Origin of the sequence: Amycolatopsis sp. cmx-8-4 (genome assembly GCF_046548675.1) — a bacterium.
In the GTDB taxonomy this organism is placed as follows: domain Bacteria; phylum Actinomycetota; class Actinomycetes; order Mycobacteriales; family Pseudonocardiaceae; genus Amycolatopsis.
The window spans coordinates 1-26,672 of record NZ_JAEBDZ010000045.1 but is presented as its reverse complement, the minus strand read 5'-3'; the positions used below and the strand labels follow the sequence as shown (position 1 = coordinate 26,672).

At 71.3% G+C, this 26,672-nt stretch carries 29 protein-coding genes and 3 pseudogenes; 25 read left to right on the top strand and 7 right to left on the bottom strand.

Features of this window, described 5'->3' with window-relative positions; genetic code table 11:
* Positions 1–7 precede the first annotated feature (7 nt).
* From ACLJQZ_RS45310 to ACLJQZ_RS45275, 8 genes and pseudogenes are all read left to right on the top strand, one after another.
* Positions 8–574 (top strand): DUF3558 domain-containing protein, encoded by a 567-nt coding sequence (locus ACLJQZ_RS45310; RefSeq protein ID WP_326959998.1) that lies wholly within the window; start codon positions 8–10, stop codon positions 572–574.
* Between the two features lie 9 nt (positions 575–583).
* On the top strand, positions 584–2,206 hold the full coding sequence (locus ACLJQZ_RS45305; RefSeq protein ID WP_410627584.1) for a hypothetical protein: 1,623 nt from the start codon (positions 584–586) through the stop codon (positions 2,204–2,206).
* A gap of 2 nt (positions 2,207–2,208) precedes the next feature.
* Positions 2,209–2,982, top strand: a complete 774-nt coding sequence (locus tag ACLJQZ_RS45300; protein ID WP_410627582.1) for an ESX secretion-associated protein EspG — start codon at positions 2,209–2,211, stop codon at positions 2,980–2,982.
* A gap of 132 nt (positions 2,983–3,114) precedes the next feature.
* A complete protein-coding gene (locus tag ACLJQZ_RS45295) occupies positions 3,115–3,426 on the top strand; it encodes a hypothetical protein (RefSeq protein WP_326945191.1) in 312 nt (103 codons plus the stop codon).
* A gap of 20 nt (positions 3,427–3,446) precedes the next feature.
* Positions 3,447–4,373 (top strand): annotated as a pseudogene (locus ACLJQZ_RS45290) (WXG100 family type VII secretion target); the annotation flags it as partial.
* A gap of 1,095 nt (positions 4,374–5,468) precedes the next feature.
* Positions 5,469–5,684 (top strand): annotated as a pseudogene (locus ACLJQZ_RS45285) (transglycosylase SLT domain-containing protein); the annotation flags it as partial.
* An 89-nt stretch (positions 5,685–5,773) separates the two neighbouring features.
* Positions 5,774–6,952 carry a pyridoxal phosphate-dependent aminotransferase gene (locus ACLJQZ_RS45280; protein WP_410627580.1) on the top strand — a complete coding sequence of 393 codons (1,179 nt, stop codon included), beginning with the start codon at positions 5,774–5,776 and terminating at the stop codon, positions 6,950–6,952.
* Positions 6,953–7,054: 102 nt separating this feature from the next.
* Positions 7,055–7,243 carry a hypothetical protein gene (locus ACLJQZ_RS45275; RefSeq protein WP_247059237.1) on the top strand — a complete coding sequence of 63 codons (189 nt, stop codon included), beginning with the start codon at positions 7,055–7,057 and terminating at the stop codon, positions 7,241–7,243.
* Between the two features lie 27 nt (positions 7,244–7,270).
* Here ACLJQZ_RS45275 and ACLJQZ_RS45270 read toward each other — a convergent pair whose 3' ends face one another.
* Positions 7,271–7,849, bottom strand: a complete 579-nt coding sequence (locus ACLJQZ_RS45270; RefSeq protein ID WP_410627579.1) for an HAD family hydrolase — start codon at positions 7,847–7,849, stop codon at positions 7,271–7,273.
* The gene (locus ACLJQZ_RS45265) at positions 7,846–8,865 is read right to left on the bottom strand and encodes a threonine aldolase family protein (protein ID WP_410627578.1); all 1,020 of its coding nucleotides are present in this window, start codon (positions 8,863–8,865) and stop codon (positions 7,846–7,848) included. The genes ACLJQZ_RS45270 and ACLJQZ_RS45265 overlap by 4 nt, the downstream gene beginning before the upstream one ends.
* A gap of 135 nt (positions 8,866–9,000) precedes the next feature.
* On the opposite strand from ACLJQZ_RS45265, the gene ACLJQZ_RS45260 reads away from it, so the two are divergent.
* Genes ACLJQZ_RS45260 through ACLJQZ_RS45250 form a run of 3 tightly spaced genes read left to right on the top strand, consistent with a single transcriptional unit; the run spans position 9,001 to position 10,850 of the window.
* Positions 9,001–9,510, top strand: coding sequence for a SigE family RNA polymerase sigma factor (locus ACLJQZ_RS45260; protein ID WP_410627576.1), 510 nt, complete (start codon positions 9,001–9,003; stop codon positions 9,508–9,510).
* A complete protein-coding gene (locus tag ACLJQZ_RS45255) occupies positions 9,503–10,219 on the top strand; it encodes a hypothetical protein (RefSeq protein WP_410627575.1) in 717 nt (238 codons plus the stop codon). The genes ACLJQZ_RS45260 and ACLJQZ_RS45255 overlap by 8 nt, the downstream gene beginning before the upstream one ends.
* A 34-nt stretch (positions 10,220–10,253) precedes the next feature.
* Positions 10,254–10,850: a TetR/AcrR family transcriptional regulator gene (locus ACLJQZ_RS45250; RefSeq protein WP_410627573.1), complete on the top strand. Its 597-nt coding sequence runs from the start codon at positions 10,254–10,256 to the stop codon at positions 10,848–10,850.
* Positions 10,851–10,882: 32 nt separating this feature from the next.
* Here the strand turns inward: ACLJQZ_RS45250 and ACLJQZ_RS45245 are convergent, their stop codons facing one another.
* The 3 genes from ACLJQZ_RS45245 to ACLJQZ_RS45235 form a co-directional block, all read right to left on the bottom strand.
* Positions 10,883–11,584 carry a FadR/GntR family transcriptional regulator gene (locus tag ACLJQZ_RS45245; RefSeq protein WP_410627571.1) on the bottom strand — a complete coding sequence of 234 codons (702 nt, stop codon included), beginning with the start codon at positions 11,582–11,584 and terminating at the stop codon, positions 10,883–10,885.
* Positions 11,585–11,978: 394 nt separating this feature from the next.
* The gene (locus ACLJQZ_RS45240; RefSeq protein WP_410627569.1) at positions 11,979–12,983 is read right to left on the bottom strand and encodes a lactonase family protein; all 1,005 of its coding nucleotides are present in this window, start codon (positions 12,981–12,983) and stop codon (positions 11,979–11,981) included.
* Complete coding sequence (locus ACLJQZ_RS45235) at positions 12,976–13,593, bottom strand: bifunctional 4-hydroxy-2-oxoglutarate aldolase/2-dehydro-3-deoxy-phosphogluconate aldolase (protein WP_410627567.1); 618 nt, start codon at positions 13,591–13,593, stop codon at positions 12,976–12,978. Before ACLJQZ_RS45235 ends, ACLJQZ_RS45240 begins: the two co-directional genes overlap by 8 nt.
* A 256-nt stretch (positions 13,594–13,849) precedes the next feature.
* Between ACLJQZ_RS45235 and ACLJQZ_RS45230 the strand changes: the two genes are divergently transcribed.
* From ACLJQZ_RS45230 to ACLJQZ_RS45180, 11 genes are all read left to right on the top strand, one after another.
* Positions 13,850–13,996 carry a hypothetical protein gene (locus tag ACLJQZ_RS45230; RefSeq protein ID WP_410627566.1) on the top strand — a complete coding sequence of 49 codons (147 nt, stop codon included), beginning with the start codon at positions 13,850–13,852 and terminating at the stop codon, positions 13,994–13,996.
* Positions 13,997–14,357: 361 nt separating this feature from the next.
* On the top strand, positions 14,358–15,041 hold the full coding sequence (locus ACLJQZ_RS45225) for an SDR family NAD(P)-dependent oxidoreductase (protein WP_410627564.1): 684 nt from the start codon (positions 14,358–14,360) through the stop codon (positions 15,039–15,041).
* A 24-nt stretch (positions 15,042–15,065) separates the two neighbouring features.
* Positions 15,066–16,211: a galactonate dehydratase gene (gene dgoD, locus ACLJQZ_RS45220; protein WP_410627563.1), complete on the top strand. Its 1,146-nt coding sequence runs from the start codon at positions 15,066–15,068 to the stop codon at positions 16,209–16,211.
* Complete coding sequence (locus ACLJQZ_RS45215; protein WP_410627561.1) at positions 16,205–17,044, top strand: DUF4380 domain-containing protein; 840 nt, start codon at positions 16,205–16,207, stop codon at positions 17,042–17,044. The genes dgoD and ACLJQZ_RS45215 overlap by 7 nt, the downstream gene beginning before the upstream one ends.
* A gap of 82 nt (positions 17,045–17,126) precedes the next feature.
* On the top strand, positions 17,127–18,554 hold the full coding sequence (gene purB / locus ACLJQZ_RS45210; RefSeq protein WP_410627559.1) for an adenylosuccinate lyase: 1,428 nt from the start codon (positions 17,127–17,129) through the stop codon (positions 18,552–18,554).
* Positions 18,555–18,704: 150 nt separating this feature from the next.
* Entirely contained in the window at positions 18,705–19,529 is an 825-nt protein-coding gene (locus ACLJQZ_RS45205) for a transporter substrate-binding domain-containing protein (protein ID WP_410627557.1), read from the top strand.
* Between the two features lies 1 nt (position 19,530).
* Positions 19,531–20,298, top strand: a complete 768-nt coding sequence (locus ACLJQZ_RS45200) for an ABC transporter substrate-binding protein (RefSeq protein ID WP_410627555.1) — start codon at positions 19,531–19,533, stop codon at positions 20,296–20,298.
* 7 nt (positions 20,299–20,305) lie between these two features.
* The gene (locus ACLJQZ_RS45195; RefSeq protein WP_247059211.1) at positions 20,306–21,091 is read left to right on the top strand and encodes an ABC transporter substrate-binding protein; all 786 of its coding nucleotides are present in this window, start codon (positions 20,306–20,308) and stop codon (positions 21,089–21,091) included.
* Between the two features lie 60 nt (positions 21,092–21,151).
* Positions 21,152–21,919, top strand: a complete 768-nt coding sequence (locus ACLJQZ_RS45190; RefSeq protein WP_410627553.1) for an amino acid ABC transporter permease — start codon at positions 21,152–21,154, stop codon at positions 21,917–21,919.
* On the top strand, positions 21,916–22,659 hold the full coding sequence (locus ACLJQZ_RS45185) for an amino acid ABC transporter ATP-binding protein (RefSeq protein WP_410627625.1): 744 nt from the start codon (positions 21,916–21,918) through the stop codon (positions 22,657–22,659). Before ACLJQZ_RS45190 ends, ACLJQZ_RS45185 begins: the two co-directional genes overlap by 4 nt.
* 40 nt (positions 22,660–22,699) lie before the next feature.
* Positions 22,700–23,581 carry an MOSC domain-containing protein gene (locus tag ACLJQZ_RS45180; RefSeq protein ID WP_410627551.1) on the top strand — a complete coding sequence of 294 codons (882 nt, stop codon included), beginning with the start codon at positions 22,700–22,702 and terminating at the stop codon, positions 23,579–23,581.
* Here ACLJQZ_RS45180 and ACLJQZ_RS45175 read toward each other — a convergent pair.
* A complete protein-coding gene (locus ACLJQZ_RS45175; protein WP_410627549.1) occupies positions 23,464–24,270 on the bottom strand; it encodes an S-adenosyl-l-methionine hydroxide adenosyltransferase family protein in 807 nt (268 codons plus the stop codon). The genes ACLJQZ_RS45180 and ACLJQZ_RS45175 overlap by 118 nt on opposite strands.
* A 48-nt stretch (positions 24,271–24,318) precedes the next feature.
* On the opposite strand from ACLJQZ_RS45175, the gene ACLJQZ_RS45170 reads away from it, so the two are divergent.
* The 3 genes from ACLJQZ_RS45170 (at position 24,319) to ACLJQZ_RS45160 (ending at position 26,472) form a co-directional block, all read left to right on the top strand.
* Positions 24,319–25,317 (top strand): phosphoribosylaminoimidazolesuccinocarboxamide synthase, encoded by a 999-nt coding sequence (locus ACLJQZ_RS45170; protein ID WP_410627548.1) that lies wholly within the window; start codon positions 24,319–24,321, stop codon positions 25,315–25,317.
* Complete coding sequence (locus ACLJQZ_RS45165) at positions 25,211–25,702, top strand: NADPH-dependent FMN reductase (RefSeq protein ID WP_410627623.1); 492 nt, start codon at positions 25,211–25,213, stop codon at positions 25,700–25,702. The genes ACLJQZ_RS45170 and ACLJQZ_RS45165 overlap by 107 nt, the downstream gene beginning before the upstream one ends.
* Positions 25,703–25,776: 74 nt before the next feature.
* Positions 25,777–26,472, top strand: a complete 696-nt coding sequence (locus ACLJQZ_RS45160) for a DUF2334 domain-containing protein (protein ID WP_410627546.1) — start codon at positions 25,777–25,779, stop codon at positions 26,470–26,472.
* Between the two features lie 102 nt (positions 26,473–26,574).
* On the opposite strand, the pseudogene ACLJQZ_RS45155 reads toward ACLJQZ_RS45160, so the two are convergent.
* Positions 26,575–26,672, bottom strand: a pseudogene (locus ACLJQZ_RS45155) (IS982 family transposase); the annotation flags it as partial.

The window sequence follows — 26,672 nt, the reverse complement described above, 5'->3', positions numbered from 1 at the left end:
CGGTGGTGTGCTCGCGACAGCGGCGCTCGCCGGCTGCTCGGCGGGCACCGAAGGCACCCCCTACCCGGTCGAGACGGCCGCGACCGCGGCGTCGCAGAGCGCCAAGGCGGCTCAGCTGCCGCAACGGCCGGCCGAGCTGACGCTGCAGGGTGTCGACCTGTGCGACGTCTTCCCGCAGGTGCAGCTCGACGCGCTGAAGATCACCAGTGCGCCCCGGGAGGCGCCGGAGCAGGACGGGCCGACCTGCGTGTTCGACGCGGACGGCGCCGAGCCGGTGCACTCCTACCACGTGCGGGCGGTGTCGTCCGACCTCGACCAGTGGATCACCGGCGCCCGCAAGAAGAACAGCATGACCACCGAACCGAAGAACATCGGCGGTTATCCGGCGCTGACGAACTACCGCGCGGCCGGCGAACCGGCCGACTGCGAAACGCTCGTCGGCGTGGCGAGGGGCCAGACGCTGGCCGTCCAGACCTTCGCCGTCACCCGCGGCCAGCTCACGCAGCCGCAGCTGTGCGACATGTCGGCGCACGCCGCCGACCTGGCGCTGCAGTCCTTGAAGTCACGCAACTAGGGAGGGCGCGTGGAATTCTCCGAGCTCGCGGCCGGGATCCGGAATCACCGGTTCGACGGCTGGACCAACACCGCGATCGCCGACCAGATCACGCGGATGATCACCGGCGACGGCACCGGCAGCATCGGGACCGCCGTCGACGCGCTGAAGGCCGTCGCGACCGCGCTCGCCCACACCGACCAGACGCTGCGCGCCCAGCTGCTCAAGCTCGGCGTCGAGTGGCAGAGCCAGGCCGGCGGCGCGGCGAGCCAGGTGCTCACCGAGCAGGCCGGGTTTTCCCAGGACGCCACCACGAAGGTCGCGCACGCCGCGGAGATGGTGTTCGAGCAGGGTGAGGCGTTCAACCGCACCAAGTACAAGCTCCCGGACGCCGAGACCGTCCGGAAGGGCGCGGGCGGTTACACCCTGGGCGACGGCCTGCTGCTGAGCCTGATCGGCTTCGAGACCGACCACGCCCGGCAGGTCGAGGCCGCGAACAACGCCAAGGCGCAGGCGACGCAGGCGCTGAACGAGTACGCGCAGGACAGCGGCACCAACCTGCTCTCGACGCAGTCGCTGTCGGACCCGGAGTCGCTGAAGCTGGCCGCTCCCGGCGTCACGCCCGGCGTGCTGGACGTCGCCGGCGCGGCCGTCGCGGTCACCCCGGACGGCAGCGTGCGGCCGGCGTCGGACAAGGTCCGCTCGGTCCACGTCGACCCGCCGGTGGTGCAGCCGGTGTCGCACACGGTCCACGCCGACCCGCCGACCCCGGTCTACGGCACCCCGGTGCAGCAGCAGCCGTCGCGGCCGGTGGCGCCGCCGCCGCGGCACACCGGCGTGACCGTCCCGGCGAGCCAGGGCACGACGCCCAGCTCCGCGACGGCACCGTCGGCCGCGAAGCCACCGACGTCACCCGGCCCCGGCTGGGTCAACGCTCCGGGCCGCGGCACGTCCGGCGAGCCCGGCCGGCCCGGCGGGTTCAACCCCGGCCAGCCCGGTGGCGGCGACCCGAACACCTTCGTCCCGCCGGGCGCGCCCGGTTCGTCCGGTCCCGGCTCTGGCCCCGGCCAGCTGCCGGGCGGGCCCGCGACCGGCTCGACGCAGACGTCGCCGATCAAGTCACTCGGCGGTGGCGGCGCTTCCGGCAGTGGCGTGACGGGGCTCGAAGGCTCGGCCAGCGGCGCGAACCGCGGCGCGGACGGCCTGCTGGCGAAGGGCCGCACGGTCGGCGCCGCCCCGCAGGCCCCGATCGCGCCCGGCCAGTTCACGGCCGAACGCGGGTTCGCGGCGAAGCCGGGCGCGACCCCGGGCGAGCTGGGTGCGGGTGCGGCGGCGGTCGGCGCGGGTGCGGCCGGTGGCGCGCTCGCGGGCGACAAGGACCGCGAGAAGCGCGGCCAGAACCAGCCGAAGGGCCCGGTGCGGCCGCTGCCGGTCGGCGAGCTGCCCGAGGAGGAGGCCGCCGCGCTGCGGAAGTCGGAGCAGATCGGCGCGAAGCAGAAGGGCGAGGACCCGCGGTTCCTGTCGCAGGCCGCGCCGCAGGAGGAGGACGCCGAGCACGTCCGCCGCTTCGGCGTCGACGACAAGGACCTGTTCGCCGACCAGCGCATGGTTTCGCCCGACGTGATCGGTGACCACGGCGGGGACGGGCACTGACCGTGACGCGTGACCACGGCAGCCTCGTGCTGTCCGCGTCCGAGTTCGACGTCCTCTGGGAGTCGCTCGGACTGCCCCGCCGGCACGTCGCGCTGGACGTGCCGAGCGGGGGCACCACCCGCACGGACCGCGCGGACGTCGTGGCGGCGGCGTGGGCGTCGCTGGCCGAGCGGCGCCTGGCCCGCAACCGCCGGGTGTCCGGCGAGGTGGCCGACATGCTGCACCTGCTGGCCCGCCCGCAGTTCGGCATCGACGTGTGGGTGTGGGCCGAGCGCGAGATCCGCGGCCGCGCGGTCAACGTCCGCAGCCAGGCGGTCCTGGCCGTGGTCGACAACGACGAGGTCTGGCTGATCCCGGCGACGGAGGACGGCCTCCCGGAGGCGGCGGTCTCGGTGGCGGGCGACCTGGGCCCGGGCATCGGCCAGACCGTCAGCATCCCGTACGACACGCTGCGCGCGGCGGACGCGGCGGCGAGCGGCGATCCGAAGGCGCTGGTCACGGCCTTGGAAGACCAAGGCGTCGTGCTGTTCCAGGCCCAGGAGCTGTCCGGAATGCTGCTGGGCCAGGAAGCCCGCGGCCAGTTCGGCGCCGAACGCACCGGCCGCGACGGCATGGCCCACCGGGCGCCCCGGGTCCTGGCGTTCTTCGACACGGACGCGGGCCGCTACCTGTTCCAGGTGGCGAAGGACCGCGACGGCCGCGAGTGGGCGACGGTCACCCCGGCGGACAACGCCCTGCTGGCGACCCGGATCCGCGAACTGATGGCGGAGGCCTGACCCCCGCTGGGGGAAGTTGGCGGAGATCGGTACGCACACTGCGCGGGACGTCATAAAGTATGGGGGGAACCGTCCTGGTCGTGACGACGTCTGATCGGGCGGACACAAGTTTTCCGAAGGGGATGACGAACCGTGCCTGTCTACGACGCCGACTCGATGGCCATCGCGGCCGGCCAGGTGGAGAAGCTGAAGGACGAGTTCGAGAAGTCCAAGGGCAAGCTCACCGGCATGGACCACGAGAAGGAAAGCCCCTTCGGCGGGATGGACGCCAACGGCGAGGCGCACAGCTCGGTCGGCAAGTTCAAGGACGGCGTGCACAGCCAGTTCGACGCCGCGGGCAAGCACATGGAGGCGCTGGGGTTCGCCATGCGCAAGGCCGCCGGCCTGATCGCCGAAACCGACCAGGTCGGGGCGAGCGACCTCAAGCTGCACGTCGACAAGTGAACTGAGCAGGGGGCACGAGAGTGGCATTGAACGGGGTCGGCGCCGGGACGCCCGACAATTGGGACGCCTTCCTGCAAAAGGTGAACCAGGTCGAAAAGGTCGATCTGAACAAAATCACCGCAGCGGCGACGCAGTTCCGAGAGGCCGGCAAGAACGCCGGCGACCACACCGCGTCGTTGAAGAATTCGACCGACGCACTCAACGGCGGTGTGTGGGCGGGCCCGGCGGCGGACCAGTTCTTCCAGTACGTCCGGCAGGTCCGCGACGCCGGCACCAAGGTGCAGACCCACCTCGAAGACGTCGCCAAGGACCTCGACACCCTGCAGGCCAACCTCGCCGAGATCAAGCGCAAGGTCCAGGACAAGCAGAACTCCGCCGAGACCGCCGTCAACACCCGCAACACCCAGGCCGAGACCGCCATCAAGGCGGCCAACAACCAGGCTGCGGCGGCGGAGAAGGACCACAACAAGCCGCCGCCCAGCCCCACCGCCGCGGAGATCCTGGCCACGGCGAAGACGGACATCCACACCATCACCGCCGGCTTCGACGGTGACGTCGCGGGCCTGCAAACCGAGGCCGACACCCAGATCAAGGCTTCGCAGAAGCTGATGTCCCAGCAGATCGAGGGCGGCTACGACCAGGTGCCGCTGCCGGCCAGCACCCCCGCGGCGCCCAAGAGCACCGGCGGCATCCACAGCAACGGCGCGTCCCACGGCGGCGGCGGTGGGGGCGGCGGCGGTGGTGGTGGCGGCGGAGGCGGTGGCCTCGGCCCCAGCGGCGGCCCGCCCGCTTCACCGCCCCCGGGCAACGTCCAGCAGTGGATCCAAGAGGCCATCAAGGCGCTCCAGGCCGCCGGCGTCCCCGTGACCGACGCCGACATCCCCAACATCTGGGCGATCATCCAGCACGAGTCCGGCGGGAACCCGAACGCGATCAACAACTGGGACTGCGTGCCACTGGACACGCTGATCTTGACCAAGCGTGGCGTCCTGAAGCACGACGCGGTCGAGGTCGGCGACGAGACAATCGGCTTCGACCCGGCCACCGGGCGCGGCAAGTGGACGCGGATCACCCGGATCGTCCACCACGAGGACGCCCAGCTGGTCCGGATGAGCAACTCCCGGTGGAGTGCGACCACGACACCGAATCATCGCTGGCTCAACCTGCCGCGGGTCAGTGTCCGGCGCTCCGGCCTGCCGGTGATTTGTCCGGAATGTGGCTGGACGCCGCGTGCGGCACACCAGCCGGAAAACGGCGTGGCGGTGCATCGGCGCAAGAAGCACGGCTTCGTTTCGCCGAAGCAGGAGAACCGGTACGAAAACGAGCCCGGCTTCGTCGCCACCCAGGACGTCGGCTCGCGCGACCGGATCCTGCTGACGGCGCCGGCCGCGACCGAGTCGGCGCTGGAAATCAGCGTGCCGGAAGCCGCGATTCTCGGATGGATCGCCGGTGATGGTCACATCGAAACCCGGCAGCACCGCCCGACCATGTCCATCGCCCAGTCGAAGCCCGAAATGGTGGCGAAGATCCGCCGGCTTCTCGACGGCATTCCGCACGCGATGTACGTCGACGACCGCGGCGGGTGCGGCCCCCGGCACCAGTTCCGCCTGGACCACGACTACGCCCAGGATCTGCTGAGGCGAGCCGGAAATCCCAAGTCCGACGCGGTCGCCCAGGTGCTGGCGATGTCCAGCGGGCAGCGTGCGGCCTGGCTGGAAGCGGTCATCGACGCCGAGGGAAGCCGATACTCGCGGCCCGGCTATTCACGACCTCAGGTCGTCGTTTACCAGGCGGCCGGTGCCGTTCTCGACGCCATCGCGCTGGCCGGTTACCTGTCCGGATCGCGGCCTCGCGTTCTCCCGGTCGAACGGGCGAACCAGCCGGAAACGTGGCGCCGAGAGTTCTCCGTCCACCTGAACAACCCGATCGTCACGGGAGCCTTCCTGCGCAAGGAAGCCGCCGGCCGGGGTGACGTGTGGTGCGTGACGACGGAACTGGGCACGTGGACGGCTCAGGAAGGGGACAACATCTTCCTGACCGGAAACTCGAACGCGGCCGCGGGTCACCCGTCCAAGGGGCTCATGCAGTGCATCGACTCGACGTTCAACGCGCACAAGCTGCCCGGGCACGACAACATCTACAACCCGGTCGACAACATCATCGCCGGCGTGAAGTACTCGGTCGACCGCTACGGCGGCCTCGGCAACGTGCCCGGCATCAAGGCGATGGCGCACGGCGGCGCCTACCAGGGCTACTGAGCCGAAAGCCGTGAAGGCCTCCTTACCGGCGCTAAGAGCCGGGAAGGAGGCCTTCACGGCTTTCGGTGACCGGGAGCTAGCCTGGCGGCATGGTCGACCTCGGAGCCTTCGCCGGGCCCGCGCTGCGGGCCGCGGTGCCGCCCTTCCACGTCATGGACGTCATCTCCGCGGCGGGGGCGCGGCAGCGCAGTCACGGCGATCTCGTGTCGCTCGCCGCCGGGCAGCCGTCCGTGCCCGCGCCGAAGCCCGTCCTCGAAGCCGCGGAGAAGGCGCTCCGGAGCAGCACTCTCGGCTACACCGAGCAGCTCGGCGTCCCGGAGCTGCGGGACGCCGTCGCGGGGCACTACCGGCGGAAGTACGGCCTCGACGTCAGCGCGCAGGACGTCGTCATGACGACCGGGTCGTCCGGCGGGTTCCTGCTGGCCTTCCTCAGCGCGTTCGACCCCGGCGCGCGGGTCGCGATGGCGCGACCCGGCTACCCGGCCTACCGGAACCTGCTGTCCGTGCTCGGCTGCGAGGTCGTCGAGTTCGCGACGACCGCCGAGACGAACTTCCAGCCCACCGTGGCCCTGCTCGACGAGCTGGGCCCGATCGACGGCCTGATCGTCGCGAGCCCCAGCAATCCGACCGGCACCGTGCTGCCGCCCGGGGAGCTCGCCGCGATCACCGGCTGGTGCGCGTCGCACGGCGTTCAGCTGATCAGCGACGAGATCTACCACGGCGTCTCCTACGGCGCCGAGCTTGACTGCGCATGGCAGTTCGGCCGTGAGCCGATGGTGCTCGGCAGCTTCTCGAAGTACTTCGCGATGACCGGCTGGCGGCTCGGCTGGATGCTCGTGCCGCAGCGCCTGCACCGCGCGGTCGACGTCCTGACCGGCAACTTCACCATCTGCCCGCCCGCGGTCTCGCAGTACGCGGCCATCGCGGCGTTCACGCCGGAGGCGTACGCCGAGGCCGACGCGCACGTCGAGCACTACCGCGCCAACCGCGACCGGCTCTTCGCCGGCCTGAAGGGCATCGGCCTCGACAAGCTGGCCCCCGCCGACGGCGCCTTCTACGCCTACGCCGACGTCAGCGCCCACACCGACGACAGCCTCAGCTGGTGTCAGCGGCTGCTGGCCGACACCGGGCTCGCCATCACGCCCGGCGTCGACTTCGACCCGGTCGACGGCGGCAAGTACGTGCGCTTCTCCTTCGCCGGCAGCGCCGGCGACATCGACGAGGGCGTCCGCCGCCTGGGGGCCTGGCTGGGCCAGGGGGAACCCTGATTCATCCCTGAACGTTGCTCTTGCGAGGGGAGTTTCCCCGGCCGAGGTGGCACGCTTGAGTCACCAGGCCGGAGGGGCCACGGGAACACATCGGAGGAAGCCATGTTCTGGAAGATCGTCGGCGGCCTGATCGTCGCCTGGGTGGCGTTCATGGTGCTAGGCGCCGTGATCGGCTTCGTGTTCAAGGCCGTCCTGTGGATCGCCATCATCGGCGGCGTGATCTTCCTCGGCACGGCCGCCTACGGCGCCATCAGCGGCAAGAAGGACCCCAAGCGCATCAACCGCTACTGAGCGGACACCGGAGCGGCGCCGGGCGGCTCACTCGAGCCACGCCCGCGCCGCCTCGGCACCGTTCCACAGCTGGGCCTTGAGCCCGACCGCCCGCGCGCCGTCCACATTGGACTGACGGTCGTCGAAGAACAGGCAGTCGCCCGGCTCGGCCCCGAGCTGCTCCAGCAGCAGCTCGAAGATCTTCGCGTCCGGTTTCACGCACCGGACGTCGCCCGAGAACAGGGTCACCTTGAAGAGCCGCGCCCAGTCCTGCGCGCGGACCCACTCGCCGAACACCGACGGCGCGTTCGAGAGCAGGGCCAGTGACGCGCCCGCCTCGGCCAGCGCCTCGAGCAGGTCCTTCGACGACGGCTCCAGGTGCGCCCAGCCCTCGACGTCGATCCGGGTCAGCTCGTCCGACAGTGCCTCGTCGACGGGCCGGCCCAGCGCGTCGCCGACCGTCTGCCAGTACTCCAGCGGCGTGCTGCCGGCGTCGTAGGGGATCCGCAGGTCCCAGTAGGCCCGTTCGAACTCGGGCAGCGGCGCGCCCAGCTTGGCGGCCAGCTCCGGGCGGGCCGCGCTCGGCTTGCTGAGCACGTCGCCGTAGTCGAAGACGATCCAGTTCACTGCTTCTCCATCCGGCGCAAGGCTTCGTCGATGTCGGCCGCGCTCAGGTCCCGGTGCGTGACGAACCGGACCTTGCCCGACATCGGCCCGGTGCGGATGCCCAGCGAGTCGAGCCAGGCCAGCGCCGTCGGCACGTCGGGCACCTCGGCCAGCACGATGTTCGTGTCCGGCGTGGTGGTCGGCCAGCCGTGTTCGTTCAGGCCTTCGGCCAGCCGCCGCGCGTTCTCGTGCGAGGCGGCCAGGTCGGGGACGCGGTCCAGGGCGATCAGGCAGGCCGCGGCCAGGACGCCGCCCTGCCGGACGCCGCCGCCGAGCATCTGCCGCATCCGGCGGGCCCGCTCGACGAAGTCCACGCTGCCCGCGACGACCGAGCCGACCGGCGCGCCGAGGCCCTTGCTGAAGCAGGCCGACACGGTGTCGACGCCGACCGTCAACGCCGCCGGCGGCACCTCCAGGGCCACCGCGGCCTGCCAGAGCCGGGCGCCGTCGAGGTGCACGGTCAGCCCGGCCTCCTTCGCGACGGCCAGCAGCTGGGCGTGCTCGTCGGGCGGGGTCACCGCGCCGCCGGCCGCGTTGTGCGTGTTCTCGAGGCAGAGGAGCGATGTCCGTAATGTGAAATACGGCCCGGGTTGTCCGATCGCCGCCTCGAGGGTGCTCGGCGAAGGGCGGCCCGGGCCGCCGTCGTGCTCCAGCGCCTCCGGCATGCCGCCGGCCAGCCACGCGGCCGAGCCCAGCTCGTTGGCGAGCACGTGCGCCCCGCGCGTGGCCAGGAACCGGTCGCCGCGCTGCAGGTGCAGGCTCAGCGCGACGAGGTTGGCCATCGTCCCGCTCGGCACCCACAGGGCGGCCGGCATGCCCAGGACGTGCGCGGCCTTCTCTTCGAGCTCGGCGACGGTCGGGTCGCGTTCGAGGACGTTGTCCCCGACCTCGGCGGAAGCCATCGCCGCCCGCATCGTGTCGTCCGGCCGGGTGACGGTGTCGGAACGGAAGTCCAGCGGAGGCAGCGTGAAGGTCACGGAGTGATCACATCACACCGGCCGGACGGGGATCAATGAGCCCTTGAGTGGTCGAACCCGGGTGGTCCGTGCAACCGTGGACGCCCCTGATTCCGTCCTACCCACCGACGACAGCAGAGCGGAGCACGACAGCGCGTGGACCAGCGCGACGAACAGGAGTTCGCGGAGTACTTCGCCGCCCGGCGGGACGCCGTGCGCCGGACCGCGTACATGCTCTGCGGCGACTGGCACCGGGCGGACGACCTCGCGCAGACGGCGTTCGTCGCGCTGCACCGGAGGTGGAAGAAGATCAGGGATCGCGCGGCGACCGACGCGTACGTGCGCAAGACGCTCGTGCGGGCGTCGATCGACGAATCGCGGCGTCCGTGGCGGCGCGAGTGGCAGACCGAAGTGCTGCCGGAACGCGTCGACGACGGACCCGGGCTCGACGACCTCGTCGCGACCAGGGAGGACCTGCTCGCGGCGTTGAAGGAAGTGCCGCCCAAGCAGCGGGCGGTGCTGGTCATGCGGTTCTTCGAAGGACTGGACGTGACCGGCGCGGCGCAGGCGCTGGGCTGCAGCGAAGGCAACGTGAAGAGCCAGACCGCCCGCGGGCTGGCGAACCTGAAGCAGGTACTGGAACGGGAGGTGGAGACCAATGGATGAGCAGGAGCTGCGGTCGTTGTTCTCCGCCGCGCCCGGGGACGCGCCGTCGCCCTCGTTCGACCAGGGTGACGTCGTCCGCGAGTCCCGCCGCCAGACCGTGCGGCGCCGGAACCGGATCACCGCCGGGGTGAGCGCCGCGGCCCTGGTCGTCGTCGGGTTCGGCGCTTACGGGCTGCTCTCCGGGGGTACCCCCGGGTCGCTGACCGCGGCGAGCGACGACGCCGTGTCGGCGCAGTCGGGCCCGGGTTCGGGACAACCGAATCCCAGCGTGGCCCGTCCTCAAGCCGGTGGGGAGTCACCGAACTTCTCGTCCACGCCGCCCCAGCAGGGGGGCAGCGGAGACGGGAAGACCGGCCAGCTGGCCGAAGGCGCCTCCGGGTGCGAAGAGGTGGACGGGGAGCTCGCCATCGCCCTCGCTGGCGAGCTTCCCGGCCACGTCGCCGCCGCCCAGGCGTCCCCGGGCAGCGCCTGTACGACGGCGTCGCGGTCCGCGGGGTTCCCGGTTCCGGGCGGCGAGGTCGCCGCGGCGGTGTACCCGAAGGGCATTCCGGTGGCCTTCAAGTCCCAGCCGGCCGGCACGGTGACAGCGCAGGTGGCCACGGCGTCCGGTGGCACGTTGGTGCTGGTCAGCGTCCCGGGTGCGGCGAACGCGGCCCCGTACGCGGGTGATGTGGACCGGTTCGCGAGCGAACTCGCGCCCCGCTTCTGAGGCGCCGCCGGGCCGCTTGGCAGAATGAACGGCCATGACCGCTGCGGCAACGCCCAAGGGGGAACGACGGCGCGGCGCGCTCGTCGAGGCCGCCGCGAAGCTGCTCGTCGAGGGCGGGTTCGACGCCGTGCGGCACCGTGCGGTGGCCGAGCGGGCCGGGCTGCCGCTCGCGTCCACGACGTACTACTTCGACTCGCTGGAAGACCTGGTCGCCGCGGCCGTCGAGCACCACGGCAACGCCGAGCTCGAGACCGGCCGCCGCCGGCTGGAGGAGCTCGCGACGCGCAACCGCGGCGTCCAGGCGATGGTCGAGCTGGTGCTCGACATGCTGCTGGGCCCGGAGAGCGGCGACGAGGAAGCGGACGCCGAAGCCGTGCTGCTGCGCTACGAGCGCCTGGTCGCCACCGGCCGCCGGCCGTACCTGCGGCCGTTGATGCGGACGCTGTCGGTCCAGCTCAACGAGCTGCTGACGGAGATCTTCGCCCGCTCGGGCACACCGGTGCGCGAGGCCGAGCTGGAGAAGCTGGTGGCGCTGGTCGACGGCGCGGTCGTCAACGCGCTGATCGCCGTCGACCCGGCGCCCCGCGCCGCCGCGGCCCGCATGCTGCAGGCGGCGCTCGACGGCTCGTGAGTGCGTAACAGTGTTCTAACACTGTTACGCACTCACGACCGCGTGCGCTGAGCCTTCGCCAGGTCGTCGCGGGACTTGGTGACCAGCGCCAGCATCGCCTGCTCGGCCGCGGCCGGGTCCTGGGCGATGATCGCGTCCAGCACCTTGCGGTGCGACGGCACCGGGTCCTCCGCCGCCGAAGCGCCGTGCACCACCTTGTCGCGCTCGGCCAGGCCGATCGCGATGATCCGCTCCATCCGCATCAGGAAGTTGTTGTGGGTGGCCGTCATCAGCCGCCGGTGGAACGCCAGGTCGGCCTGGACGCTGGCCTCCGGGCCCTCCGCCGCGGCCATGTCCGACAGCGCCTCCCGCAGCGACTCGATGTCCTCGTCGGACGCTCGTTCCGCCGCGATCCGGGCCGCCGCCGGTTCGACGACCGCGCGGACCTCCGTCAGCTCGTCGAGCAGGCCCGGGTCGTCGGCGGCCGCGGTCTGCCAGCGCATGACGTCGGCGTCGAGCATGTTCCACTTTTCGCGCGGCTGGACGAACGTGCCGCGCTTCTGGCGCGCGTCGATCATGCCCTTCGCGGCCAGCACCTTCAGGGCCTCCCGCAGCGCGGTGAGGCTGATGTCGAGCTCTTCGCGCAGCGCCGGCAGGTCGAGGACGGCGCCCTCGCCCCACTCGTTCGAGAGGATCCGGCTGGCCAGCGCCTCCACGGTCTGGCCGTGCAGCCCGCGTGGCCGGTGTTCGGTCAATGGAGGAGCCCTCTCAGCTGGCGGCGGTCTGGCTGAGCGCATCTTACGCCGACAGCGAAGTCGTAATAAATTATGAATAAATCTTGACAGCGATGGCGCCCGGTTGCACTGCTTTGGCAGCAGTTACGCCCGCCGAGGCCTGCGCGGGCGGCGGCGGCCGCACGGACCTCGGAGGACGGCGACACGGTCGTGGTCCTGGCGTGGAACACGGGCGCCTTGACCGGGGCACCGCTGGTCCCGGGCCGGTCGTCACGGCTACGCCTCTCGGCGTGCCCGGAGTCGTCCTATGTGGACGCTTCCGGCGCGCACTACTCGGGCACACATCTCAGGTACGCGGGCCCCCCGTTCGCCCGGACCCCAGACCACGACGCCGACGTCGTCATCTTCACGGCTTTCAGGGCAGCGAGACCGGTAGCACGAACGTCGGCGACCCCGCCGGGTAGCGGCGCAGCTCCGCGTCACCCGACGCGGTCAGCGTGAACGCCGTGACCGCGTCGTCGCTCTGCGCCGCGACGTAACAAAGCCCGTCCACCAGGGCGAAGTGCCGCGGGTTCGCGCCGGACGGCTGGTCCGACACCGCGGCCGCGTCGTCGAGGGCGAACTCCGTGACGCAGTCCGGGCCGCGGTTCGAGACGTACATCCGCGAGCCGGCCAGCTCCAGGTGGGCCACCAGGTTCGGCGTCACCGGCGACAGTGTCGACGGCGTCACGGCCACGACGTCGAACGCGCCCGGCGACGTCTCGCGGACCGTCACCAGCGTTCCGGCCAGCTCGCCGACCACGTACGCCAGGTCGGTGCCCGGCCGGCGGACCAGCTGACGTGGGCCCGTGCCCGGCGGCAGGGCAGAGACCGCGAGCGGCTCCAGAAGACCGTCAGAAGACAGCGTGTAGCTGCGGATCTCGTCCGTGCCCAGGTCGACCGCGCTCACCACCGTCGAATCCGCCGACGGGACCGCCATGTGGACGTGTGCCGCCTCCTGTCGATCCGGGTCGGGGCCGCTGCCGGTGTGCTGGACCAAGGCCGTCCGGGAGACCAAGGCGCCCGAAGGCGACAGCGAGAACACCGCCAGGCTGCCGCCGGTGTAGTTGGCGCACAACAGGAACCGGCCGTCCGGGGTCACCGCCAGGTGGCACGGGTGCGCGCCACCCGTCTCGATAGCGCCCAAAACCGAGAGCGACCCGGAAGGAGACAACGACAGTGCCGTCACAAAGCCGGTGGCCGTCTCGTTCGCCGCGTACAGCACCGGTAGCGACGGGTGCCGGACCAGCCACGACGGCGACTCGAGCGGCAGCGAAGCGACCTCGGTCAAGTCGCCGGACGACGACCGCGAGAACGTCGTGATCCCGGTGCCGTTTCCCGCCTCGCCGGTGTAGCAGCCGACGAAGACCAGCTCAGCCATGCGTGCTCCTCAGCAACGTCTCGACCCGGACGGCGATCTCCTCGGTGGTGCCGCGGGTCAGCGCCGAGCCGACCCCGCAGGCCACCGCGCCCGCCGCCAGCCAGCGTGGCACGTCGTCCGGGCCGATGCCGCCGGTGGGTACCAGCGGCGCCTGTGGCAGCGCCGCCCGCACGTCCGAGATCCACGACGGCGCCAGCGCGGACGCCGGGAACACCTTCACCGCATCCGCGCCTTCCTCCAGTGCCCGCACGATCTCCGTCACCGAGCCCGCGCCGGGGAACGCCGCGACGCCGTACCGGTGCGCGGTCCGGATCACCGCGGCGTTCACCGACGGCGACACCAGGAACCGTGCGCCGGCGCGGATGGCCAGGACCGCCGACGCCTCGTCGAGCACCGTGCCGGCGCCGATCGTCGCGTCCGGGTAGGCCGCGGAGAGTCCCGAGATCGCGTCCAGCGCGCCGGGGTTGGTCAGCGGCAGCTCCACCGAGCGCAGCCCGGCTTCGATGACCGCGCGCGCCGCTTCGACAGCCGATTCCGCGTCGTGCGTCCGTACGATTCCGACGACGCCCTGGCGCAGCGCATGCGCCGTGATCTCCCAGCGGTAGGTCATCGGTCCACCTCCGTGCCGATCAGTGCTTTGGTGAGTTCGCCCTGGTCGGGCCGACTTTCGAGGTCGGTCCGCGTGCCGACGACCAGTGCCGCGCCCGCGCGCAACGCCGCGGCCGGGGACTTCGGCGTTCATCGAGGACGAGCATAGCGCGTGAAATCTTAATTTAGGATTTATTCTTGACGGAGGATCGCGCGCCCCGGCATGCTGCTCGACGGCTGGCTCGACGCTGTTTCACTGGAGAAGGGTGTCCGGCGACATGCTCCTGAAGAGATCCCTGGCGGTGATCGCGGCCCAGGCCACACCGGCCGTCGACCAAGGCGCTCCCGACTACTACGAGAGCGGGGTCGCCAAGACCCCCGTACATGGGCTGGAACACCTGCTACGGCCTGGGCGCGCCCAGTGAGGCGTCGGTCGGGTCCGTCGCGGACCCGCGGGACCAGAGCGGAAACCTCCTCGCGGACCCGGCGAAGTTCCCGAGTGGACTGTCCACTTTGGTCGGCTACGGCTACGGCCCGCTCGTCGCCGACTCCTGGCGCACCAGCGCGGACATCGCGTTCGGCACGCCGTACGAGGGATCTGGACCGACGGCTGTGGGCCAACGAGTGGTCCGGCACCTGGGCGGGCTGGTTCAACCGGCCGGAGTACCCGAGCGGGAGCATCGTGGGAACCCTCGGCGCGGCCTCCGACGGCGCGTCGCTGTGGCTCGCCGCCCGCGGGCCGGACGACCATGTCCACGTAGCCAAGTTCTAGGAACGGGAGAGGCGATGTCTGCGCGTACCGCGGTGGTGACCGGAGCGGCGTCCGGGATCGGGGCGGCGACCGCTCGGAAACTGCTCGACGACGGCTACCGCGTACTCGGCGTGGACATCGCCGAACTCCCCGGCGGCGTCACGCCGATCCGGGGCGACGTCACCGACGAGGCGACCTGGGCGGCCATCGGCGAGGTGGACGCCCTGGTCAGCAACGCCTACGTCCCCAGCACCGGGCCGCTGCACGAGATCGACCGCGCCGAGTGGCGGCGGCAGCTCGACGTCAACCTGACCGGCGCGTACCTCGCCGTGAAGGCCTGCTTGCCGTCGCTGCGGGCGCGGGGCGGGGCGATCGTGCTCGTCTCGTCGGTGCACGCGCACTTCGGCCTGCCGGGCCACCCCGCGTACGCCGCGAGCAAGGGCGCGCTGGTCGCGCTGGCCCGGCAGCTGGCCGTGGAGTACGCCCCGGCCGTGCGCGTCAACTCCGTGCTGCCGGGGCCGGTGCTCACCGAGGCCTGGAGCCGCATCTCGCCCGAGGACCGCGAGCGCAGTGCCCGCGCGACGCCGGCCGGGCGGCTCGGCGAGCCGGCCGAGGTGGCGGACGTGATCGCCTTCCTGCTCTCGGACGCCGCGTCGTTCGTCACCGGCGCCGAGCTGACCGTCGACGGCGGCTGGTCCGCCGCCAAGGATTCCGCATGAGGGGGACGCAGATGGGGGACACGGGTGAAGATCAGCGGGGTTGAAACGTTTCTGGTCGCGCCGCGCTGGCTGTTCCTCAAGGTCAGCACGGACGAGGGCATCAGTGGCTGGGGCGAGCCCGTGGTCGAGGGCCGCGCGGAGACCGTGCGCGCGGCCGTGCACGAGCTGTCCGAGCTGCTGATCGGCCAGGACCCGCTGCGCATCGAGGACCACTGGCAGGTGCTGCGCCGCGGCGGCTTCTACCGCGGCGGGCCGGTGCTTTCGAGTGCCTTGGCCGGGTTCGACCACGCGCTGTGGGACATCGCCGGGAAGGTCCGCGACGCGCCGGTCCACGAGCTGCTCGGCGGGCCGGTCCGCGACCGCGTCCGGGTCTACAGCTGGGTCGGCGGCGACCGGCCGTCCGGCATCCGCGAAGCGGTGACCGCCCAGGTCGAGGCGGGGTTCACGGCGGTGAAGATGAACGTCGCCGGACCGCTGACGGCGATCGCGTCGCCGCGCGAAGCCGACGCGGCGGTCGCCCGCGCGTGGGAAGCGCGCGAGGCCCTCGGCCCGGACCGCGACCTCGCCATCGACTTCCACGGCCGCGTCTCGCCCGCGATGGCCCGGCGGCTGGTCAAGCTGCTGGAAGACGTCCAGCCGATGTTCGTCGAGGAGCCGATCCTGCCGGAGACGCAGGGGGACGCGCTGCGCTCGGTCGTCGAGGCGTCGACCGTGCCGATCGCGGTCGGCGAGCGGCTGTATTCGCGCTGGGAGTTCAAGCCGGTGCTCGACGCCGGGGTCGCGGTCGTGCAGCCGGACCCGTCGCACGCCGGTGGCATCTCCGAGCTGCGGCGGATCGGCGCGCTGGCCGAGATGTACGGCGCGTCGCTCGCACCGCACTGCCCGCTCGGGCCGATCTCGCTCGCCGCGTCGCTGCAGGTCTCGTTCGCGACGCCGAACTTCCTGATCCAGGAACAGAGTCTCGGCATGCACTACCACGAGGGCACCGAGCACTCCTACCTCGTCGACCCGTCGATCTTCACCTTCCAGGACGGCTACGCGGCCCGCCCGCTCGGCCCGGGCCTCGGCATCGAGGTCGACGAAGCCGCCGTCCGCCGGGCCGACGAGATCGGGCACGCCTGGCGTTCGCCGGTGTGGCGCCACGACGACGGTGGCCTCGCCGAATGGTGACCTGGCTCGACCGCGGCGACCTGCGGCTCGGCCTGGTGCCCCAGCTGGGCGGCCGGCTGCTGTCGGTGCGCCACCGCGGCGTCGAGCTGCTGTGGCGCAACCCGGCGCTGCTCGGAGCCGACCTGCGCGGCGACTACGCGCCGAACGCCGGCCGGATGGGCGACTGGGTCAACTACTGCGGCGACAAGACGTGGCCCGCGCCCCAGGGCTGGGACGGTCCGGACCAGTGGGCCGGCCCGCCGGATCCGGTGCTGGACTCCGGCCCGTACGCCGTGGCCGCCGACGGCGACACGGTCACCATGACCAGCGCGCCGGACCCGCGCACCGGCCTGCGGTTCACCCGCGCGATCACGATCCTCGACGACGGCTACCGGCTGGACCTGCGCGCGGAGAACGTCTCCTCGCGGGTGGTGCGCTGGGCGCTGTGGAACGTGACACAGTGCCCCGGCGGCGGCTCGGTCGTCGCCGGGCTCCGGCGGCCGGACGTCGTCGCGCTGGTGGCCGGGACGGGCACGCCGGAGTACACAGTGGACGGTGACCGGCTGGTCGTGCCGCCGCAGGACGTCGTCGGCAAGCTGGGTGTGCCGGGCACGGCGGGCTGGGTGTCCTACGGCGCGTTGACGCTGTCCTTCGACGTCGACCCGGCCGGCGAATACCCGGACGAGGGCTCGCCGCTGGAGATCTGGCTGGAGCACCCGCTGCCGAAGCCGCTCGCGGAGCTGGGTGACCTGGACCCGCCCGCGCGGATCGTCGAGCTGGAGGTCCTCGGCCCGCTGACGACGCTGGAGCCGGGGGCCCCGACCGCCCTCACGATCCGCGCGACCCTCGCCTGACGAGGTGCCCAAACGCCACATTGGGGCGCAAGCGGTGACCGGGGGCCAAGTCGCGCTGACCTGCACAGGTATCGTGAAAGCCGTGACGGACAAGCCCCGCATTCCCAACGTGCTCGCCGCCCGCTACGCGTCGCCGGAGCTGGTTTCGCTCTGGTCGCCGGAGTACAAGGTCGTGCTGGAGCGGCAACTCTGGCTCGCCGTCCTGCGCGCGCAGAAGGACCTCGGGGTCGACGTGCCCGACGGCGTCGTCGAGGCGTACGAGCGCGTCATCGACCAGGTCGACCTCGGGTCGATCGCGGCCCGGGAGCGCGTCACCCGCCACGACGTCAAGGCGCGCATCGAGGAGTTCAGCGACCTGGCCGGGCAGGAGCACATCCACAAGGGGATGACCTCGCGCGACCTCACCGAGAACGTCGAGCAGCTGCAGCTGCTCCGTTCGCTGGAGCTGGTCCGTGCCCGCGTCGCCGCCGTGCTCGCCCGGCTGGCCGTGCTCGCCGTCGAGCACACCGACACCGTCATGGCCGGGCGCTCGCACAACGTCGCCGCGCAGGCCACCACCCTCGGCAAGCGGTTCGCCACCGCCGCCGACGAGCTGCTGGTCGCCTTCGAGCGGCTCGGCAACCTCATCGGCCGCTACCCGCTGCGCGGCATCAAGGGCCCGGTCGGCACCGCGCAGGACATGCTCGACCTGCTCGGCGACGAGTCCACTTTGGACGAACTCGAAGACCGTGTGATGCGGCACCTCGGCTTCAACCGCCGGTTCGTCAGCGTCGGCCAGGTCTACCCGCGCTCGCTCGACTTCGACGTGCTGTCCACTGTGGTCCAGGTCGCCGCGGCGCCGTCCAGCCTGGCCAAGACGATCCGGCTGATGGCCGGCCACGAGCTGGTCACCGAGGGCTTCAAACCCGGCCAGGTCGGCTCGTCCGCCATGCCGCACAAGATGAACACCCGCTCCTGCGAGCGCGTCAACGGCCTCGCCGTCGTGCTGCGCGGCTATCTGTCGATGATCGGCGAGCTGGCCGGCGACCAGTGGAACGAGGGGGACGTCTCCGACTCCGTCGTCCGCCGCGTTGCGCTGCCGGACGCCTTCTTCGCGCTCGACGGCCTGCTGGAGACGTTCCTCACGGTGCTGGCCGAGTTCGGCGCCTTCCCGGCCGTCATCGAACGTGAGCTGGATCGCTACCTGCCGTTCCTCACCACGACGAAGGTGCTCATGGCGTCGGTCCGCGCGGGCGTCGGACGTGAGACGGCCCACGAAGCCATCAAGGAGCACTCCGTCGCCGTCGCGCTGGAGATGCGCGAAGGGCGCGCCGAGAACGACCTGCTCGACCGGTTCGCGGCCGACGAGCGCATCCCGCTCGACCGCGGTGAGCTGGACAAGCTGCTCGCCGACCGGATCTCGTTCACCGGGACGGCCGGGCGCCAGGTGACGCAGGTCGCCGAGCGCGTCGCGCAGGTGCTCGAGCAGTTCCCGGAAGCGGCGGGCTACGCGCCCCAGCCGATCCTGTGAGCTGACGCACGAGTCCACGGACTGGAACGAATCCACACGAACGGGCGAAATCCCTAATCTCGATCGCTGAACCCGGAGCGTCAGAGCGTCTACCAGATGACCTGACGTGCTTTCCTCGCGCCACCGGCGCGCCAACCTCTGGAAGAAGCGATGAGATCCACGCTGTCGAAGATCGCCGCCGTCGTCACCGCGGGCGCGCTGACGCTGACCCTGGCCGCCTGCGGTGGTGCCGACTCCTCGGCCGCGAGCAAGACCCTGCGCGTCGGCACGCTGAGCGACGCCCCGCCGTCGATCTACCTGGAGAACGGCCGGTTCACCGGCTACGACAACGAGCTGCTGCGCGACATCGCGAAGCGTGAGGGCTTCGAGGTCGAGTTCGTCGGCACCGAGTTCTCCGGCCTGCTGGCCGGCGTCGCGACCGGCAAGTTCGACATCGGCAGCTCGACGATTTCGAGCACCGAGGCGCGCAAGAAGACGGTCTCCTTCTCCAACGGCTACAACACCGGCTTCACGACGATCGTGACCAAGAAGGGCGCGAACCTCAAGGACCCGGCGGCGTTCGCGGGCAAGCGGCTCGGCGTCGTCCAGGGTTCGGTGCAGGACGAGTTCGCGGGCAAGACCAACGGGGCCCAGGTCGTCCGCTTCCCCGACTATAACGCGGGTTTCGCGCAGCTGAAGAACGGCACGCTGGACGGCTGGGTCGTGCCGCAGGACATCGGCCAGAAGTACCTGGACCAGAACCCCGCGGTGCCGCTGGAGCTCGGCTACACCGTCGAGGACAAGGACACGCCGTCGGCGTTCGCCGTCGCCAAGACCAATCCGGACCTGCTGAAGAAGCTGAACGACGGGCTCGGGAAGGCCATCGCGGACGGCACGGTCGCGCGCATCTACGGCCAGTTCTACAAGACGACGCCGCTGTCGAAGGAACTCCAGCAGGGCGGCCCCGGCCTGCCCGTGAAGAACCTGGGTGCGTGACATGAAGAAGCTGATCGTCACCGTACTGGCCGCGGCCCTCACGCTCACCGCGTGCGGCAGTGGCTCGGACAGCGCTTCCCCGACGCTGCACGTCGGCACCCTCAGCGACGCGCCGCCGAACATCTTTCTCAAGGACGGCAACTACACCGGCTTCGACAACGAGCTGCTCAAGGCCATCGCGGCCAAGCAGAACCTGAAGCTGGAGTTCGCCGCGACGGACTTCTCCGCGCTGCTCGGCCAGGTCGCGTCCGGCCGCTACGACATCGCCAGCTCGGCGATCGCGCAGACGGACGAGCGGAAGAAGACCGTCGACTTCTCGGCGGCCTACGACTTCGAGACCATGAGCATCCAGGCCAAGCAGGGCACGCCGGTCACCGACGAGAAGGCGTTGGCGGGCAAGCGGGTCGCCGTCATCCAGGCGACCGTCGGCGACCACTGGCTGGGCACCACGGTGCCGACCGCGCAGGCCGTGCGCTTCCCGGACTACGCCGCCGCGCTGACCGCGTTGAAGACCGGCGCCGTCGACGCGTACATCCTGGACCAGAGCATCGCCGAGAAGAACGTCACCGACAACCCCGGCGCCAAGCTCGTCGTCGTGAAGAGCTTCGTCACGGACGTGCCGCACGGCTTCGCGGTGAAGAAGGGCAACACCGAACTGCTCGGCAAGATCGACGACGGGCTCAAGCAGGTGATCTCCGACGGCACCTGGCTTAAGCTGCACCAGCAGTTCCTGCCGACCGCTCCGGTGCCGGCCGGGTTCCAGGGTTAGGAGACCCATGAAGAAGACACTGGTCACGGCGATCGCGGCGACGCTGCTGGCCGCGCTCACGGCGTGTGGCGGCGGCTCGGACAGCGGCGGCGGTGACAAGACCCTGCGCGTCGGCACGCTGAGCGACTCGAAGCCGAACGCCTACCAGGAGAACGGCACCTTCACCGGCTTCGACAACGAGCTGCTCAAGGCCATCGCGCAGAAAGAGGGCCTGAAGCTCGAATTCGTCGCGACGGACTTCTCCGCGCTGCTCGGCCAGGTCGCGAACGGCACCTTCGACATCGGCAGCTCGGCGATCTCGCAGACCGACGCCCGCAAGAAGACCGTCGACTTCTCGGCGCCGTACAACTACCAGTCCCTCGGCATCGAGGCCAAGGAGACCGCCGGCATCACGGACGAGAACTCCTTGGCGAGCAAGCGGATCGGCGTCGTCCAGGGCACGGTCTCGGACACCTGGCTGGGCACGAACGCGCCGACCGCGCAGGCCGTCCGGTTCCCGAACGACGCCGCCGCGCTGGCCGCGCTCAAGACCGGCGCGGTCGACGGCGCGGTGTTCGACCAGGCCACCGCCGAGGACTACGCGAAGAACAACCCGGACGCGAAACTCAAGGTGACCAAGGCGATCACCACGACCATCCCGCACGGGTTCGCCTTCAAGAAGGGCAACACCGACCTGATCACCAAGGTCAACGACGGCCTCAAGAAGGTCATCGCGGACGGCACCTGGGTGAAGGTGCACGACCAGTTCGAGGCCACCGCGCCCGTTCCCGCGGAATTCAAGGCGGGGCAGTAACACAGCATGGAAAATCCAGTAGCGCGAAGCGCTTCCGTTGAGGGTGGAGGTGGGTGACGGGTGGGACAGTTCTTCGACACCTTCCTCGACTGGGAGTACATCTGGCAGGTCTTTCCCGACCTGCTGAAGACCGGTCTGCTCAACACGCTGATCCTGGCGTTCACCTCCGCGGTGATCGGCACCGTGCTCGGCATGGTCGTCGCGGTGATGGGCCTGTCCACCAAGGCGTGGCTGCGCTGGCCGGCCCGGGTGTACACCGACATCTTCCGCGGCCTGCCGGCGATCCTGACCATCCTCGTGATCGGCCAGGGGCTCGGCACGCTCGCCCGGGACGTCGTCGGCACCAACCCGTACCCGCTGGGCATCCTGGCGCTGAGCCTGATCGCCGCCGCCTACATCGGCGAGATCTTCCGGGCCGGCATCCAGAGTGTCGAAAAAGGACAGCTGGAGGCCAGCCGCGCGCTCGGGATGAGCTACAGCAGGGCGATGCTGCTGATCGTCATCCCGCAGGGCGTCCGCCGGGTGCTGCCCGCCTTGGTGAACCAGTTCATCTCGCTGGTCAAGGACTCCAGCCTGGTGTACTTCCTCGGCCTGCTGTCCGAGCAGCGCGAGCTGTTCCGGATCGGGCAGGACCTGGCGGCCAACACCGGGAACCTGTCGCCGCTGGTCGCGGCCGGGTTCGTCTACCTGGTGATCACGGTGCCGCTGACGCACCTGGTGAACTACATCGACAAGAAGCTCCGGACCGGGCGCAAGGTCCGCGCCGACGAGCCGGACGAAGGCGACCCGGTGGAGATCGGTCCCGGCGGAAGGGTGAGCGCGTGGTGACGAAGACAGCGGTGCGTTCGTCCAGTGTGGAACTGCGGGACATCCACGTCAGCTTCGGCACGCTGGAAGTCCTGCGCGGGGTCGACCTGAAGGTGCCGAGCGGCAGGACGACCTGCGTGATCGGGCCGTCCGGCTCCGGCAAGTCGACGCTCCTGCGGTGCGTGAACCGCTTGCAGGAGCCCGACTCCGGCGACCTGCTGCTCGACGGCGAGTCCGTGATCCGGTCCGACCCGGACGCCCTGCGCCAGCGCGTCGGCATGGTGTTCCAGCACTTCAACCTCTTCGGTCACCGGAGCGTGCTGGACAACATCGTGCTGCCGCTGCGCAGTGTGAAGAGACTGAGCAAGGAGGAAGCGGCGGCGATCGCCCGCGCCCGGCTGGCGGACGTCGGCCTGGCCGACAAGGCGCCGTACCGGCCCAGCGCGTTGTCGGGCGGGCAGCAGCAGCGCGTCGCGATCGCCCGGGCGCTGGCGATGGACCCCGAGGTCATGCTGTTCGACGAGGCCACCAGCGCGCTCGACCCGGAGCTGGTCAAGGGCGTGCTGACGCTGATGGCGGGCCTGGCCGAACGCGGGCTGACGCTGATCGTGGTCACCCACGAGATGGGCTTCGCCCGCAGCGTGGCCGACGAGGTCGCGTTCATGGACGCGGGCAAGATCGTGGAGCAGGGCCCACCGGCGCAGCTGTTCGACGACCCGCAAAGCCCGCGCCTGCAACGGTTCCTCTCGCAGGTGCTTTAAGGGGGCGCGTCGGCCGCGCGGTCGCCGGTAGCCTGCGGGCATGGCGAGGATCGCGCGGCTGACGTACTACCCGGTGAAGGGCTGTGCCGGCACTTCGGTGCCGGTCACCGACGTCGGCCCGGCCGGGCCGACGCACGACCGGGCCTTCCAGGTGGTCGCGCCGGACGGCGACTTCCGCAGCCAGCGGCGTTACCCGGTGCTGGCCGCGGTCCGGCCGCGCGTCTCCGGCGAACGACTCACGCTGTCCGCTCCGGGCGTCGAAGACCTCGTAGTCGACGTCCGGCGGGACGGCCCGCGGCACCCGGCGTCGACCTTCTCCTGGCACGGCGACGGCATCCACCAGGGCGCCGCGGCCGCCGAGTGGTTCTCAGCCGTGCTCGGCCTGCCCTCGGTACTGGTCGGCGTCGCGCCGGACCACGAGCGCGTCACCAGCGGTGAACACCCGGGCACGGCCGCGTTCGCCGACGGGCACGCGCTGCTCATCGCCTCCGAGTCCTCTTTGGACAACCTGAACGAGCGCATCGTGGCACGCGGCGGCGAGCCCGTCCCGATGGACCGCTTCCGGGCCAACGTGATCCTCTCCGGCTGGCCTGAGCCGCACCGCGAGGACGACGTCCGGGTGATGTCGGCCGGCACCGCGAAGTTCGGCTACGCCCAGCAATGCGTGCGCTGCACCGTGCCGATGGTCGACCAGGCGACCGGCGCGAAGGCCGGGCCCGAGCCGATCCGCACCCTCGCCGGCTACCGCCGGCACCCCGACGGTGGTGTGGTGTTCGGCATGAAGGCCGCCGTGCTCCGGCCGGGTCAGGTGGCCGTCGGCGACGAGGTGATCGTGCACTCCTGGGCCGGGCCCAGCCCGAGCACGGCCGCCGCCGAGCCGCCGTTGACGGCGACGGCGAGCCGGCCCGCCGAGTCCGCGTAGAGCACGCTCGCCCCGGCCGGCACGTCCGCGAACGTCCGCCCGACCGCCGTGATCACCGCGACCCGCTCGCTGTGCACCGAAACCGCGCCGGTCAGCCCGCTCAGCTCGAGATCCGCCGGCGTCGCGGCCAGCTGGACGTTGCCGAAGTGGTCGACCGTCAGCACTTCCGACACCAGCTTGCCGGGGAACGCCGCCACGAACGGCTCGGGCAGCTCCACCAGCGTCTCGACGGCGTTGCCGAATGCAGACGGCAAGACGCCCAACGCAAGGTGTGCGGCCGCGGGCGCGAAGACGTCACGCCCGTGGAACGTCGCCGACGTCACCGGCAGCCGCAGCGACGGCTCGGTCAGCTCGTACGCGGCCCGGACCCCGCCGAGAGCCCGCGCGGCGGGCAGCAGCAGGCCGTTGTCCGGCCCGACCAGCAGCCCGCCCTCGGCGACGACGACCACGCCGCGCCGCGCCGTGCCGACGCCCGGGTCGACCACCGCGACGTGCACGGCCTCCGGCAGGTAGGGCGCCGTCTGCGCCAGCGCCATGGCTCCGTGGCGGACGTTCTGGGGCGGCACCTCGTGCGTCACGTCGATGACCCGCACGGCGGGCGCCAGCCGCGCGATCACGCCGTGGCAGGCCGCCACGAAGCCGTCGCGCAGCCCGTAGTCGGTGGTCATCGAGGCCCATGTCAGCGGCATGTGCAGCATCATCCTCGGTGGCGGAGCGTGCCCGTTAGGGTTCAGTGCGTGACACCCCTCCCCAGACACCCCAAGCTCGCCACCGGCAAGGTCCGCGACCTGTACGACGCGGGCGACGACCGGCTCCTGATTGTTGCTTCCGACCGCATTTCGGCCTTTGAGCGTGTATTTGTCACCCCCGTTCCGGACAAGGGACGGGTGCTCACGGCGATGAGCGTGTTCTGGTTCGGCGAGCTCGCCGACGTCCTGCCGAACCACCTCGTGGCCAGTGACGGTCCGGGGATCCCCGATGCCGTGCGTGGCCGGGCGATGCTGGTCGAGCGGCTCGAGATGCTGCCGGTGGAGGCCGTCGTCCGCGGCTACCTGACCGGCCGCGGCTACGCCGACTACCGCCGTGACGGCGCGGTGTGCGGCGTCGTGCCGCCGCCCGGGCTCGCCGAGGCGGCCCGGCTGCCCGAGCCGATCTTCACGCCGTCCACCAAGGCCCGCCCCGGCGAACCCGACGAGAACATCGACTTCGACACGTTCGTCTCGGTCCTCGGCCGCGCGCTCGCGGAGGAGGTCCGGGAGGCGTCGCTCGAGCTGTACCGCCGTGGTGCCGCACGTGCCGCGGAGCAGGGCCTGCTGCTGGCCGACACGAAGTTCGAGTTCGGCATCGGCGCGCACGGCGGCCTGGTGCTGGCCGACGAGGTGCTGACGCCGGATTCGGCGCGCTACTGGCCCGCCGACGGCCACCGGCCCGGCCGGCCGTCGTTCGACAAGCAGCACGTGCGCGACTGGCTCGTCGACCCGATGTCCGGTTGGGACTGTGCGTCCCCGCTGCCGCCGTTGCCGCCCGAAGTGGTGACCGCCACGCGGGACCGCTACATCGAGGCATATCACCGCATCACCGGGCTGTGCCTGGCAGACTGGCCCCGTGATCCTGCTGATCTGCGGCAGCCTGCGAGCAGGCTCGGGCAATGCGGCGGTACTGGGGACCGTCGCGACCCTCACGGAGAGCACGACGTTCACCGGACTCGGCGATCTCCCGCACTTCAACCCCGATGACGACCGCGACCCACTGCACCCCGCGGTCGCTTCGCTGCGCGCGGCCATCGCGGCCGCGACGTCGGTGCTGATCTGCACCCCGGAGTACGCCGGCGGCCTGCCCGGGTCGTTCAAGAACCTGCTCGACTGGACGGTCGGCGGCGGCGAGATCTACGGTAAGCCGGTCGCCTGGATCAACGCCTCGTCCGTTGCGGCGCCGACTGGCGGCGGCGACGCACACGACTCCCTGCGCAAGGTGCTGACGTACGCGGGCGCCAAGATCGTCGAGGAAGCCTGCGCGCGGATCCCGGTCCCGCGCGCCGCGGTCGCCGACGGCGTGGTCACCGACCCCGACCTGCGCGAGCGCATCGCCGTGGCGGTGCAGCGCCTGAGTGAAGGCGGCTGACCCTTCCGGCAACGGCCGCCCGCCCGTTCTGCGCAGTTCACGCCGACGTCAGACGCGTGCGTCCCAATGGTGGCGTGGACGCTCAGTTGCTGGTTTCGCTGTCGGGCATCACCCCGCGCACGCTGCACCGGTGCGCCGATCTCGCGGCCGAGCTCGACCGCCGCAAAGTGCCGCTGTCGGTGCTGTACGCCGCGCGCACCGGCGAAGGCCCGGTGACGGAGTGGGTGCGCACCCGCGCCCGCCGTGGTGATTCCGTGCTGCTGCACGGCTACGACCACGTCGTCACGCCCACGCACCGCACGGTGTACCTGGGCAAGAAGGCGGAGTTCGCGACGCTGCCCGCGCACGAGGCGCGGCTGCGGCTGATCGCCGCGAAGGCCGCGCTGGACGCCGCCGGGCTGGGCGTGGACGGCTTCGCGCCGCCGCGCTGGATCGCGTCCCAGGGCACGCTCCAGGCCTTGGGCGAGCACGGCTTCCGCCTGTGCGCGGACCTCGGCGCGGTGCGCGACCTCGTCACCGGCGAGGTGCGCCGCGCCCGCGTCCAGGAGTTCACCAGCCAGTCGCAGCGCACCGAGACGGTCCGCTGCTTCGCGCTGGTGCTGGCGGCCGCGCGCGCCGCACGCCGGGGCGGCCTGGTCCGGCTCGGCGTCGACGCCATCGACCTCACCCGCCCCGGCCTCCGCCAGGCCCTCCTCGACGCGGTCGACGTCGCCCTGGAGAACCGCGCGTTCGGCGCGACCTACGGCTCACTGCGCGCCGTCGCCGCCTAGGCACTACCGGAGCAAGTCAAGCTCGCGGTCTTCGCGCCCAAGCGGCCCATCGAGCAGACTCACTCCGGCAGCGCCTAGATGATTGATTCCGTGAAGTTGGTGTTAGTGATCGTAGGCGATCAGTGACCTTTTGCTGGTCAGACCGGTCTGCCAGTTGTGCCAGATGCCGGCTGCCATCGCCAGCAGACGCTGCGCGACAC